Below are 12,989 nucleotides of genomic sequence, written 5' to 3'. Positions count from 1 at the left end.
AAGACTCGTTAAGGGTAAATATTCGGAGCGGTTTGGTTCTTTATCATTAGTAGTTTGCATACTAGAATAAAGAGCCGGCCGCTCTGTTTTGTTCCTACTACTATATTTTCAGAATAAGCTTTATTGCTAAAGTCTTTATTCTTTTTGTCTTGATACAAATAACCACCCCGCCTGTGGCATCCTATCTTGAAACAGAATTCCAGGGAATCGTTAGCAAATCCAGCTATCTTTAGCAATCAACAAATACCTACCAGCAATCAAATTCTTCTAATGAATAACGCCTTCCAGAGCGTCTTTAACCAAGGAACAGGTGAGGGATAAACGGGATAAGCTGCCTTGATAATGAATTGGCAATGTAGTGGAGGAGAATTGTTCTCAAATACATCTGGTACTTTAGCTACCTAGATCTGCCTAGGGTGAACCTTAGGTGCGGCAATTATGTAGGAAAGAAGTATAATCTGAACTCAATGCTAATGCCAATAACAATTATAATCTAGGAGTGATTTTTAGTCAATTTCAGCTAATAGTTTGTTGAGCAGTTCTTTTACGCCTTCCTCCGTTTTGATGCAACCGCAATCCAGCAGAAAACCTTTTTTATAAATGTTGAAAAAGGGCATGTCTTTCCCGCCAACTTCTGCTCTGGCTACCGGGTTCTCGCTGGCATCGACCCTTAAAAATGTAATTTTACTGTACTTTCCGTCACGGGAAAATTTTTCGAACGGGGGTGCCAGTAACTTGCAGTATTCGCAGGCTTCGTTCAGGTATTTTACAATTACATAGTTGTGCTCAAAAATCAATTGTCGCAGATCTTCATCGGTGGCATCGTATAAATTCTGTTCTTTTTGCATTGCCAAATTAAGTAAAATCAAAAGGAGGTAGCCTCCGGTGTTTTTAGCATTAAGTGTCCTGTTATTACATCAGGTGTATAAATCCACTTTTACGGGGATTTTAGATTACCTGTTAAAGGCGGCGCTAAAGAATATTAAGAAGACTTACCTTCTTTAACGTGGGAAAAACTCTACCGACCTGGCATTCTGGATTGCAAACCGCACCCGCCCTGTTAGCATATTGGTGTATTTGGCTGGTATGGCAATTCTGTAATCTGGCAGCAGGAGTTCAAAGGTGGCAGCCAACTTTAGCGACCGCTTATCGGGTGTAAACACCACAGGTGCTGTAAGATTAACCGGTATGTTATGAATAAATAAGCCAATGCCTTTCTCTACTCTTTCGGTGTAGAGGTTGCCTGCATTTATTTTTTCTTCAGGAGCCTCAATCTCAATGAGTAACTCTGGGTAGTTAGCTACAAAAAATATATCTTGTGGTATAACAGCAGGGCTATAATTATTGAGGGGCAGAAGTGAGGCTACATTAATAACACATTCTATTTTTTGTGTATTTTGATTGTAGCGTACCAGCATATCGCGAGAGGAGTATTCATAGAGGCTGGTATCTCCTTCTATTGTAATAAATATGCTGTTATCGTTTGTATACGTTACGTTGCGCTGAGCGTTTGTAATAGTAGCTACAAAAAGTAATAAAAGTGTTATAAGTAAATGTCTGAACATATCGGTTATAAGTTTGTTGTACTTGACCTAACGCAAAATCTTACTTTACGGCTGTGAAGCGCCTCTGTAATTCAAGATTTAAAACACAACAAACGATAGGAGGGAAGGTTTTAAATCTAAATGGAAAAACCTGACAATTAGGTGAGTAGCCGACCAGTGTGAAGCAACAGATTTAATGAGTTAGTTGAAAGGGAATTTTTAAGAAGCGCGATAAGGAAGGTCTTACTAATTTAAAACTACAACTTACCGGTCGGAAATACGGCAAGGCAGATTAGAGCAAAATTATTAAAACTGAAGCCAAACTGCCTGATTATTAAGTAAAAAGATATTGAGTATTTTATATTTTTGTTTTATTTAGAGTTGGATTTAAGCTGAAACGGAAACTTTTAAAAGTCCTGATATTTAATGCTTATATATACAACTATCGATAGGCAGAACAGGTATAAAGTAGCAAACGGATAGTAGATTAGTGCATCTTTGGCGGCTTGTTAAAACAAATCATTTCCCGTGTAATCGTAATGGATCAGGATAAAAAAAATAAGGTACACTCGAGACAGCGATCGGCTTTCGGCAAAATCGAGAAAATGCATCCCATCCGGATGCTGCTGTATTTGAGTATGATAGGTATTGGGGTGTTGTTCTTTGTGTTGGTCGTGGCCTTTATCCGAACCGGTGGATTCAGTTTACAGGGCTTTCAGATGCCAAAGTTTTTTACAGTAAGCACCTTGCTCTTACTCTTCAGTAGTTACACCATTAGTAAAGTTTCTCGGTATTATAAGAAAGACAAGCTTCGCAAAATGACCCGCTACCTGGGGCTGACGCTAGCTTTAGGTGTGGCATTTATCGCAACGCAGTTTTTGGGCTGGAGAGAAATGTCGGCTTCTGGTGTTTATTTTACCGGAAAAGCCTCTGGCACCTATCTCTATCTAATTTCTGCGCTTCATATTTTGCACTTGGCTGGAGGTATAATTTTTCTCTCGTATCTTTTCTTTAAAACAGCGCATGTCATTACAGACGATATCAGAAGCCTTATTTTTATTCGCGATCCATACCGTAACCTGCAACTCAGCATGCTTACCACTTATTGGCAGTTCATGGATTTTCTGTGGTTAGGACTTTACCTGGTGTTCCTGTTCCTGATGTAGCTATTTCTTACCGAACTAGTGTTACCGATCCTTTAAATTTGTTTGTTCTGTAATCTATAACATAATAATAAACTCCGGCATTTACATGACTGCCATCCCAGCGGAAATTTTGCTCTGTGCTGGAAAAAACCTCCTTGCCCCACCTGTTAAAAATAGTAATGTTCTGAAAACTGCCCGTGCAGACATTAGTGGGTAAGGTAGGCATTCCAAAATAATCATTTTTGCCATCGCCATTTGGTGTGAAAATATTCGCCGGCAAAAATTCTGTCAGGTCGGGGACTTTTACCTTGAACTCCATTTTAATGGTTTGCAAAGGCGTTGAAACACAAGCGTTTTCGCGAAGGTTAAAGTTTATGATTACACTTCCTTTCTCAAACATTTCGCAGTTTGCCACCATGTTAAATTTGGCTGAGGCATTGCCATTGCCGTTCAAAGCGGAAAAGGTCATGCCATAATCTGCCAGGTTAAAGCCATCGCCTACTGCCTCTAATACAAGCGCATGCAAGTCGATATCTTCTCCCAGAAAATTAGCTTCAAAAGGTTGATTTAGCTCCATTTCAAAAATGCGAGCAACCTGGTCGCTACTCAAAATGGGTGGAGTGTTTGGGTACTTGGTGCGTACTTCCACCAACTCTTTGGTGGTTACAGTTTTACCGCAAGACTGAGAAGTTACTATAAACTCCAACTGGTAACTGCTTTGCTGAAGGGCCTTGCAATCTATTATCCAGTTAAAGGTAGTAGTAAGAGGGCCAACACCGTTTTTGGGGTTAAAGGTAACATTTTGAGCATTAAGGTCGAACCCAACCCCCACTACACTCATGGCAATTACATCCTGATCCGGATCATTGCCTGTTACGTCGAATGAGATTACATCGCCTTCTTCTACTTCAAAAATCCTGTCTGGTGTAGAGAGTGCTACCGTAGGAGGGGAGTTAGGCAATGGGTCTACCCTGAATTTTAACCGAAGTGTGTCCAGTTTAGGCAGACTGCAGCCGTCGTCCTTCACTATAAAATCAAGTTCGTACACTTTACCTCCGGTGTCGTAGCAGAGAGGGAAGCAAAGGGTGGCGGTAAGGGTATCTTCACCACCTCCGGAGTTTACCACGCCGGTTGTTTTGCCTTCTACTGTAAACGAATTGTCAGTAAAGTTTACAGGCCTGGTAAAGAACTGAATTGCCGCTTCGGGGTCCGGATCTGTAAAATAAATATCAATACATCGCTGTCCTGTGGGGCTTATCTCCAGCACCTCGCCGTTGTTGTAGTATTTTTTAGTGCCTCTTTCTGTTGCCATGATTTTGGGAGGTTCGTTGCGGCTACAGTTGAGTACGAGCAGCTGAAAATCGCGCCTGATTTCTCCTATCCGCACGCCATTACGGTACTCCTGGCAACGTATACCAAAAACAAACAGACCTGTGCGGTTGGGCCTTACCACCAGCCTACCGGTTTGCGCATCTATGTTCATGGCAGGAGTTCCGAGAATCTGGTTGGCTGTGTTGTAGCCTGCTTGCCAACTAATGGTGCTATACGGTGCCCGGGAGGGAGCAGGCATGGGGTTGAACGGAGAGCTGTAGCCATTCAGAGGGGTTACCATATCGTATACCAGCGAATCGCCGTCAGGATCTGTGCCCCCAAAGTCGAAGTAGAAAAGATCGTCTTTACAGGCATAGTCGCTCAGAGGCGGAAACAGCACTGGTGACGAATTACGGAAAATGGCTCTGTCGCGCACTACAGGAGGAAACTCCATATAAAACGTCTGGGCAGCCGATTCGGGACCTATAATATTGTTGATGGTTGAGTTTCGGCAGCACCGTTCCCACACCACATAGTAGCCTCCAGGGTGGGTAAACAAGCTGGGGTCCAGTATTATATCTTCGTGGTATACAATCTTTCTGGTAACTAACTCGCCTACTGTACACTCAATGCTGGTATACGGCACCAGCGACTGCCCTTTAATGGTCATTGGCCGAGTCATCATTTGCCTGTTAGTTGCCTTTTCAAAAATACCGACTGTAATGATAGGATCGAGTGCGTTTGGGTTACCGTTTACCTGATCGAAGTAGAGGTTAAGGGTAAGCCTGTAACTGTGTGCAGAAAGGTGCCGCAACTCAAATTCACCACCAACAATATGGGTAGCTGAGGCACCTAAAGCAGTTAAGAGCAGATAAAAAATTATAAGGAAACGCTTTTTCATGGTGACACAGAAAATAGGAAGGGTCGCTATTTTTCGACTCAATATAGCCTAAAATAGTGGAATTTAAAAGGCAGATATTACAACTAAATAGCAACTGCAGGAAAGAATTTACTTACAGTTAAAAATTTATCTGAAGAGGATTTAATGGCTGGCTAAGAAAGCAATTATTAAAGTGGAGGGTTTATAAGGCCTATTCTAAAATTGGTAATTATTGGTTAATATTCAGCCTTTCAATCAAACTAATAGATGTAATTTCCGTTTAATGGCTCTTGAACATCAGGTTTAATTGCAAACATTCTCTGGTTATGTCTGTTTAAATGCCAGTGCAAAGGCATGAGCAGGCTTATAGCAGCTGCCATTTACTATGTAGATGTTGCCCCTGAATTTCTGGTGCCTGTTTATGCCGGAAAGCAATACTTAGTTGAGGGAAAATTGTTTGCTAGACCTATTCGTGCTGTTACTTCTGTGGAATCTTGTTCTGAGGTGCCACATGTATTAATTATAAAGTTTTGCCTTACACCAGGAAACATGCTTACACAAGAACTAGAATTAAAGAAAAGGCTCTTGCAGGAGAGTTCCAAGATTCTTACACTGCAAATTCAGGCCGCAAAAGAGGCCATGGACGATGCCCAGGAAAGCGCTAACGAGCACCAGGGAGCCATGGAAGATCGATTTGAATCATTTAGGGAGGCTTGCCAGATTCAGCGCGATATGTATGCGCGGCAGCTTGATGAACTGATAACCACTATGGGAATGCTTAAACGCGTGAATGCTACAAAGCAAAACAGCGAAATTACCTTAGGTGCTGTCGTGATGACGGAGCTGCAGAATTACTTTATAGGAGTGAGCCTCGGCGAGATAAAAATCGACGGCGAATCCTTTTTCGCAATATCCGGTATGTCGCCTATATATAAGGCAATGGCAGGTAAGACCTCCGGCGATACCTTCAGCTTCCGTGGCAAGGAGTATAAAATCTCGCAGGTTTTTTAAGCAGAAAATAAATTTATTTTTTCAAAAAAAGCTCTTAAAACTATAACCTTTTCATTTTAAAACAGTTAATAAAAAAGTAAAGGGTTGAAAATGGAAAAGGTTAGCAGCATTGCTAACCTTTTCCTGTTATAGTAGGTCTATGTATGGCAGTATTGCTTTATTTAATTCTGGTCCATTTCTGTGACCTGCCAATAAGCGAAACGCCAATATATCCTTTCACTTCCATTTTGTCTTTACTTTCCATTTTCATGTAGCAGCTATACGTTTTTCCGCTTTCAGGATCGTATATCGTGCCATTGTCCCACTTGTTGTTGCCGGTGTGCTCAAATCCTTTCAGAAATTCTAAACCCAGTAAAGGGCGGTTCCGGAGGTTCTTATCTGGGTTATTATCGTCTTGCTTTGGTTTTCCGTTTCGGTTTGGCTCTTTGAGCGTCACAATTTTGCCACATAATTTATCGCCGCACTGGTAAATTTCGAATCGGGCCTTGCCTTCTTCATTTGTCCAGACGCCAATTGGCGAAAGGGATTGCGCCCAAGCATAGCCCGACATAAAGAAGAGAAGTGTTAGCAAAAATAAATTCTTTCTCATGGTACAAATTGTAGTTAAGTTTTTTTATCGTTTTTGCATTATAAGTAAATATAGAGAATGAAGACATATTATTTGCTAATGCTGCTATAATTATGCCGGAAAAAATATTATATAAACTTACAAGTCTTTGTTAGTAAAAGCGACATATGCTTAAACCTGAAGGTTCTTTAGCTTCTGTTGCATACAAACAAAGCAAAGGCAGTAAGCCCTTATAGCCAAGCAGGTGAAATTGCCTCCGGAAGTCCCTTTTTATTAGCATAATTTAGCGGCTAATCATTCACAGCTTTGATAGAAAAGCTTACCTGATCAGATTAATAAGTAGATAAGAGTTTAGATTAATAAAGGAATGATAATACCTAAATTCCTGCTCTTGCACCCACGACCATGCCTCAGTTTAATAACTTTAAGGTTCTTATTCTAAACAAGTTCATGTTTTTAGCCCTTGAGCTTTGTTGCTTCTTTTGGCCTAAGGGAGGCCATTTTTATTAGAATAATTGCGCTTACTGGAAATAGAATATTCCTATAATTATTATGGTGTTGATTTATAGAATCTTAGGAATATTGTGCAATAGCGTTTTTTGTTTTCAAAAGAATGCAGGTAAAAGGGTAAAAATATTTATAAAAAACTTTTGTAACAGTTGTGAACTTATCTGTAATATTTTACCTTTAGTACAATGAAGGTAGCGAGTGCTACAGCTCTGATACGAATGCCTAAAATTTTATAAACGGCAAATCGATCTGAGTTTATGTCGGACTAAAGAGAAAGGAGGTGCTATGTCTAATCCCACACAAGTCTTAGTAAGCCTAGGTAATAGTATTCACTCTAACGGTGATGTGGCTTAATAAGCAGTGTCTGCTGCTTATGCAGTAACTGTTGCCTTTAGTCTTCGGATAGTTCTTTTGTATAACAGAAGAACTGCTTGTTAAGATTAAGTAGGATTCACAAAAGCCTGATGTACTCAAGGGTACATCAGGCTTTTCTTTTTTACCACCGGACATCAACTCTCAATGCACAGAGCTACTACTGTTGGTTATAAAATGTAACCACAGCCATTGTGCTTTAGAGGTCGTCTTTGTAAATAGTTCTGTCTTTTTTTCGTCGCTCGCTCAGGAAGGTACCCGTATAAAAGGCTGCAGCTACAAAGCAGCTTATGCCCATCAGGAGGTACAGCAGGTCGTTTATTCTCCAGGCCTTGCTATCAAAATCAATAAATAAAAGAAAAATAAAGCCAGCAATAAGAGTAAGTGCTGTAACAGTATTGCTCACAAACTGGTTGTGCTTGCGCAGGTTGCGTGTACAGGCCAGCAAAGCTATGCCAAAAGCCGGAGCCAGCAAGGCTGCAGGTGCAGGCGATTGAGTAACAAAATAGGCGGTAATGCCTGCTATCAACAGCACAATAGCATTAATGGTGTTCACTACATAAGGGTGTACCATGGTCGTATGGGTTAGTTGTAACTAAAGCTCTTCCCTGATCCTGAAATCGGGTATACGTAGCAATGCATCCTTGCTTCAACAAAGGATGAATTGTAATTCAACAGCCTCATGTGGTGGCAGTAATATGCATTTACATGGGGCTGCTGCCTGGTTTTATGTACGTGAAATAACTGAATAGTTTTAAAAAGAAGCTACTGAAGTGGGCAAAGGCTACATGACACGCCGAACATCTAAAAAGCGCTCTTCATATGCTGTGCCTTCTACCTGGCTGATTTTTACGCCTCCGTTAGAAGATGAGTGAACAAACGAAACGGTATCGCCTGGAGAAGAAATGACAATCCCTACATGCCCGGGCGTACGATCTGTTTTATCGGTGCCAGTGAAAATTAACAAATCTCCGGGGCGAGCCTCTGTTAGGTTAACGGGGTGACCTTCATCTGCCTGTAAAGAGGAAGAACGGCCGATTTCAAGCCCGGACTGCTCAAATACGTAGGTTGTAAAGCCAGAGCAATCGAAACCGTTTTCCGACATGCCTGCATAAACATAGGGGCTCCCAATCAGGCTGAGCGCGTAATTTACCAGTTCCTGTTTGTCTTTGTCTGATGTATTTGTGGCCTTTTTATTTGTAACGGAAGTCTTTTTCCTGTTAGGTTTAGCTGCGTCTGTTTCTGGAGTTTCCTCAGTGTAAGTGGTTGCGGCCATATGTTCTCCTTCCCATTCACTGTGAGTGGTGCGGGGTTCTGCTACAGCCAGGAAGAAAAAAAGAATCAGAACAGGCGATAATACGACGAGCATCAATTTTTTCATAGGTTCAGGGTTTGGTGGAACGTACAGGCTTTTGCCTGAAAATAGAACACTGCCCGATTTTAGAAAAATCCTCTTTTCGGTACAGGATATGTCTATAACATAAATTGCACCAAAAATGGTTTAATCTACTGCTTAGGGAGGCCTGATGTATTCATTTTGTTGAAATTAATCTATTGATAATCAATGTATTGGTCTTGTTATTTGCGGCGGCTATTTTAGATGTGAACGTAGCTGAAATCCTTATCATGCAACCTTGTTCCGGTAAGGCCGGTTTTGTTAAAAAGGATTTTTTATTGTAAAATGCCTGCTTTCACACACCTTTAACTATTTTAAACACATCTAACTTTACCTCTTTACACATGCTTGCACCTAAGCGCTTTTGGCTCACCTGCTTCCTTTTTTTCTTTATTAGCTTTAGCCAGGCTGTTGCTGCCCTGGCAGCTGACCTCCAGTACACTCTGTCTATGGATCAACCCCACACGCATTATTTCGAAGTAGAGCTGGTTCTTACGGGAACGAGCCGTAAAAACCACATCGATTACAAAATGCCTGTCTGGGCACCAGGTTCCTACCTGATTAGAGAATTCCCTAAACATGTAGAGGGCTTTGTAGCCACCGATAAAACTGGCAAAACATTACGCTCCGAAAAAACAAACAAGAACACCTGGCGGGTTTATTCTCAAAAAGCAGCTGAAGTGCGCGTTAAGTACAAAGTGTATGCCTATGAGCTAACAGTACGAACCAGTTACCTGGATGCCTCGCATGGCTATGTAAACGGCACCAGCGTATTTATGTATCCCGAAGGGTACCAGCAGCAGGAGGGCAAGCTGGTGGTGAAACCCTTTAAAGGCTGGAGCCGCGTTTCTACCGGACTCACGAGCACCGGCACTTTTACCTACAGCTTTCCCAACTACGATATTTTAGCCGACTCTCCACTGGAGATAGGAAACCACGAAGTGCTGACTTTTACAGCTGCAGGTGTGCCGCACGAAGTGGCCATGTACGGCCCAGGTAATTTTGTGCCTGATAAGCTGCTGGCAGATATGAAAAAGATAGTAGAGACTTCTGTGGCGATATTCGGCGAACTGCCTGTTAGCAGGTACGTGTTTATTGTGCATAACCTGGAGCGGGGCGGAGGTGGCCTGGAGCATCTGAACTCCACCACCCTGCAACCAGTGCGTACCAGCTATGGCACCGAAAGCGGATATGCTGGTTTCTTAAATTTAGTGGCACACGAATACTTTCACCTCTGGAACGTGAAGCGCCTTCGCCCAGAGCCGCTAGGGCCGTTTGACTACAGCCAGGAGAATTATACCACTTTGTTATGGGTGGCGGAAGGCTTTACCAGTTATTACAGCAATGTAATCTGTTTAAGGGCTGGTGCCTACACTCCTCAAAAATTTTTAGATGCTATTTCTGGCAGTATACATGCCGTGGAGAATACGCCTGGCAATAAAGTGCAGACGCTAAGCGAAGCCAGCTTCGATGCCTGGATAAAAAGCTACAGGCCAAATGAGAACTCAAGAAACGCAGAAGTGTCTTACTACACAAAAGGCAGCGTAATAGGGCAGCTGCTGAACATGGAGATCATTAAAGCAACTAACGGCGAGAAGAGCCTGGACGATGTGATGCGCTACATGTACAACCGCTATTATAAACAGCTGAACCGCGGCTATACCGAGCAGGAAGTAAAAGAGGCACTGGAGCTGGTAGCAGGCAAAAAGCTGGACGACTTTTTCAGAAATTACATAAACGGCACCAAAACTCCTGACTACAACAGCTATTTTGATGTGGCAGGCTTGCAGCTTGTGAACCTGAACGAAGGAGTAATGCAACTAAACTGGGGAGCTTCTGTTGCACCTGCCGGAGGTAAGTTAATGGTAAACAGTGTTTCCCGTGGCAGCAGCGCCTGGGACGGTGGCCTAAACGTGCACGACGAAATACTTGCTATTGCAGGAACCAGAGTGGCTACAGCAGATGAAGTTTTGACTGCATTGGCTGGCCAATCTATTGGGGAGCGGGTGGAGGTACTTATCAGCAGAAGCGGAAAGCTGCAGACACTAGACGTACTGCTGTTAAAAGACGAAAGTGTGCGTTACCGTTTTGAGCGTGTACCAAACCCAAGCGCGCAACAGCAGAAAATATTTGAGCAATGGTTACATCTTAATTAATTTTCAGGTTCTGCTGGTAAGCAGGTGTGCAGTCGCTCTGAAGAAGCTCCTGTACACCTGCTTTTTTTTATTTGCCATTTCAGAGAAGGAGCCTTACTACTTTTAACCCTTGATTCGTAAACTGGAAAAAAGCTCTGGAAGGCTCAATTCATTTGAATAATTGCTGCTTCTTTTAGAATCCGGTTTAAATAAAAAGGTGTTAGTGCTTATAATGCGTATGATTTTTAGCGGAAGGGGAGGGCGAATGCTTAAAGAGCAACTGCTTTGCTTTGCCTTTATTTAAATGTAGATTATCAATCATAAAAAAAGCCCTGGATATGATCTTGTCACATCCAGGGCTTTTGAATTTGTAAACAGTGTAATAACAAATCAAGGGAAAATTCCGAGCGCCTCGTAGCTTACCCCGATTTTCTCTATTGCAGTTAAGAAAGCAGCAGTACGCAAGCTCTGAATCTTTTGCTGTGCCATCACATCCCTGATTTCGTGGTAGGCATTGATCATGGTGTCTTCCAGACCGGAGCGAACCAGGCTAATCTCATCAGAACCCTGGATAAGCAAGGCTCTTTCCTGCGGCGATAAGCTTTTGCCGGAAGATGACTCTATGGCGTTTACCAGGCGACGATGGCTTGCTTCTTCAGCTCTTTTGCCCATACGCCCGAAACGCACGTTCGACAGGTTTTTAAGCCACTCAAAGTAAGATACCGTTACACCACCCGCATTCAGGTAAAGATCCGGAATAATAACGATGCCGCGCTGCAGTAAGATCTCCTCTGCATTTCGGGTAACAGGACCATTTGCACCTTCTGCTATTATTTTAGCCTTTATGTTGGCCGCATTGTCTTTGTGGATCTGGTTCTCCAAAGCCGCAGGAATCAAAATATCGCAATCCATTTCGAGTAGCTCCAGGGAGTTCTCGAAGTTTTTGGCGTTTTTAAAGTTCAGAATAGAACCCGACTCTGTTCTATGCTGAAACACTTCTTTAATATCGATGCCATTCGGGTCATAAATACCGCCTTCTCTTTCGGCTATACCTGTAATAATGGCACCGTCTTGCTGGCAGAACAAGGCAGCATGGTAACCCACATTACCTAAACCCTGCACAATAATGCGTTTGCCTTCCATAGCTGAACCATCCAGCCCTTTGCCTTTAAGCAGTTCTGTGTCTAGCAGTGTCTCGCGGATGCCGAAATATACACCCAATCCGGTTGCCTCAGATCGGCCTCTGATACCACCTTGCCCAACTGGCTTACCCGTAACGCAGCCAAGCGCGTTCGCGTCGCCGTACTTAAAGGTTTGGTACGTATCGGCAATCCAGGCCATTTCGCGGCTGCCCGTACCATAGTCTGGTGCAGGTACGTCTATCCCTGGCCCGATCAGGTTCTTTTTGATAAGCTCGGTGGCAAACCGGCGGGTAACTTTTTCAAGGGTTTTAGTAGAACTGGTGCGAGGGTTAATTTTAACGCCGCCCTTTGCTCCACCGAAAGGCACATCCACCACGGCGCATTTAAATGTCATGAGGGTGGCAAGTGCTTTAACTTCGTCTTCGTCTACCTGTATGCTGTAGCGAATACCACCTTTTGAGGGCAGTTTATGATGACTGTGCTGTACCCGAATCCCTTCTACTACTTCCACTTTTCCATCAATCTCAACCGGAAAAGAAACTTTGTACACGCTGTTACAGGCTTTTATTTGTGCTAAAATACCTGGATCTAATCTTGAGTAGCTGGCCGCTGAATCAAAAAACTGGTGTACACTGTCTAAGAATCTTTTTCCCTCGTTATGATTGTTTCCCATAAATGTAGTTTTAAGTTAATGTATATTTTAGAACGGTAGAGATGTGTATTTGTTTAATTTTCAGTGAGTGCGTTTATGGTAAGGGTGCCGGCGCCGAGCCAGGAGCCTGACTTTTAAATTATTGTAATGGTTTTGCCCCTCCAGAGGCTTTTCTATTATTTCAACCTTAGGGCATTATTGCCTTGCCTGCAGGGAGTTTTCCGGAACCTCCGTAGCTCTATGGCTATCAGGCAGGCATATTATACTTCTATATAAACGGCAGCAAAGATTTTATATTTCAGAAGAAACGTCTTTAATAAATA

General features: G+C 42.6%; 10 protein-coding genes. 3 read left to right on the top strand and 7 right to left on the bottom strand.

The window, feature by feature from the left end:
• Positions 1-506: 506 nt before the first annotated feature.
• Together ACMA1I_RS21360 and ACMA1I_RS21355 are read right to left on the bottom strand one after the other, a co-directional pair.
• Positions 507-848 (bottom strand): thioredoxin family protein, encoded by a 342-nt coding sequence (locus ACMA1I_RS21360; protein ID WP_337070516.1) that lies wholly within the window; start codon positions 846-848, stop codon positions 507-509.
• A gap of 153 nt (positions 849-1,001) precedes the next feature.
• The gene (locus ACMA1I_RS21355) at positions 1,002-1,565 is read right to left on the bottom strand and encodes a hypothetical protein (protein ID WP_337070515.1); all 564 of its coding nucleotides are present in this window, start codon (positions 1,563-1,565) and stop codon (positions 1,002-1,004) included.
• Positions 1,566-2,083: 518 nt separating this feature from the next.
• On the opposite strand from ACMA1I_RS21355, the gene ACMA1I_RS21350 reads away from it, so the two are divergent.
• Positions 2,084-2,710, top strand: a complete 627-nt coding sequence (locus ACMA1I_RS21350) for a cytochrome c oxidase subunit III (protein ID WP_337070514.1) — start codon at positions 2,084-2,086, stop codon at positions 2,708-2,710.
• 7 nt (positions 2,711-2,717) lie between these two features.
• Here ACMA1I_RS21350 and ACMA1I_RS21345 read toward each other — a convergent pair whose 3' ends face one another.
• Entirely contained in the window at positions 2,718-4,901 is a 2,184-nt protein-coding gene (locus ACMA1I_RS21345; RefSeq protein ID WP_337070513.1) for a gliding motility-associated C-terminal domain-containing protein, read from the bottom strand.
• 333 nt (positions 4,902-5,234) lie between these two features.
• Here ACMA1I_RS21345 and ACMA1I_RS21340 point away from each other — a divergent pair, with 333 nt between their 5' ends.
• Positions 5,235-5,891 (top strand): hypothetical protein, encoded by a 657-nt coding sequence (locus ACMA1I_RS21340; protein ID WP_337070512.1) that lies wholly within the window; start codon positions 5,235-5,237, stop codon positions 5,889-5,891.
• A gap of 157 nt (positions 5,892-6,048) precedes the next feature.
• Here the strand turns inward: ACMA1I_RS21340 and ACMA1I_RS21335 are convergent, their stop codons facing one another.
• From ACMA1I_RS21335 to ACMA1I_RS21325, 3 genes are all read right to left on the bottom strand, one after another.
• A complete protein-coding gene (locus ACMA1I_RS21335) occupies positions 6,049-6,480 on the bottom strand; it encodes a DUF2147 domain-containing protein (protein ID WP_337070511.1) in 432 nt (143 codons plus the stop codon).
• 1,060 nt (positions 6,481-7,540) lie between these two features.
• Positions 7,541-7,915 (bottom strand): hypothetical protein, encoded by a 375-nt coding sequence (locus ACMA1I_RS21330; protein ID WP_337070510.1) that lies wholly within the window; start codon positions 7,913-7,915, stop codon positions 7,541-7,543.
• Positions 7,916-8,125: 210 nt separating this feature from the next.
• Complete coding sequence (locus ACMA1I_RS21325; protein WP_337070509.1) at positions 8,126-8,722, bottom strand: C40 family peptidase; 597 nt, start codon at positions 8,720-8,722, stop codon at positions 8,126-8,128.
• 359 nt (positions 8,723-9,081) lie between these two features.
• On the opposite strand from ACMA1I_RS21325, the gene ACMA1I_RS21320 reads away from it, so the two are divergent.
• Entirely contained in the window at positions 9,082-10,893 is a 1,812-nt protein-coding gene (locus ACMA1I_RS21320; RefSeq protein WP_337070508.1) for a M61 family metallopeptidase, read from the top strand.
• A gap of 369 nt (positions 10,894-11,262) precedes the next feature.
• On the opposite strand, the gene ACMA1I_RS21315 is transcribed toward ACMA1I_RS21320, so the two are convergent.
• Positions 11,263-12,687, bottom strand: a complete 1,425-nt coding sequence (locus ACMA1I_RS21315; protein WP_337070507.1) for a Glu/Leu/Phe/Val dehydrogenase — start codon at positions 12,685-12,687, stop codon at positions 11,263-11,265.
• Positions 12,688-12,989: the final 302 nt, after the last annotated feature.

The sequence above is a fragment of the Pontibacter sp. 13R65 genome (assembly GCF_047525655.1).
Taxonomy (GTDB): Bacteria; Bacteroidota; Bacteroidia; order Cytophagales; family Hymenobacteraceae; genus Pontibacter.
Note: the sequence above shows the minus strand (reverse complement) of the source record. Positions and strands in the feature narration are given on the sequence as shown.

Coding starts and splice junctions, on each gene's coding strand:
- ACMA1I_RS21360 (WP_337070516.1), bottom strand. CDS start 848: ATGCAAAAAGAACAGAATTTATACGATGCCACCGATGAAGATCTGCGA.
- ACMA1I_RS21355 (WP_337070515.1), bottom strand. CDS start 1,565: ATGTTCAGACATTTACTTATAACACTTTTATTACTTTTTGTAGCTACT.
- ACMA1I_RS21350 (WP_337070514.1), top strand. CDS start 2,084: ATGGATCAGGATAAAAAAAATAAGGTACACTCGAGACAGCGATCGGCT.
- ACMA1I_RS21345 (WP_337070513.1), bottom strand. CDS start 4,901: ATGAAAAAGCGTTTCCTTATAATTTTTTATCTGCTCTTAACTGCTTTA.
- ACMA1I_RS21340 (WP_337070512.1), top strand. CDS start 5,235: ATGAGCAGGCTTATAGCAGCTGCCATTTACTATGTAGATGTTGCCCCT.
- ACMA1I_RS21335 (WP_337070511.1), bottom strand. CDS start 6,480: ATGAGAAAGAATTTATTTTTGCTAACACTTCTCTTCTTTATGTCGGGC.
- ACMA1I_RS21330 (WP_337070510.1), bottom strand. CDS start 7,915: ATGGTACACCCTTATGTAGTGAACACCATTAATGCTATTGTGCTGTTG.
- ACMA1I_RS21325 (WP_337070509.1), bottom strand. CDS start 8,722: ATGAAAAAATTGATGCTCGTCGTATTATCGCCTGTTCTGATTCTTTTT.
- ACMA1I_RS21320 (WP_337070508.1), top strand. CDS start 9,082: ATGCTTGCACCTAAGCGCTTTTGGCTCACCTGCTTCCTTTTTTTCTTT.
- ACMA1I_RS21315 (WP_337070507.1), bottom strand. CDS start 12,687: ATGGGAAACAATCATAACGAGGGAAAAAGATTCTTAGACAGTGTACAC.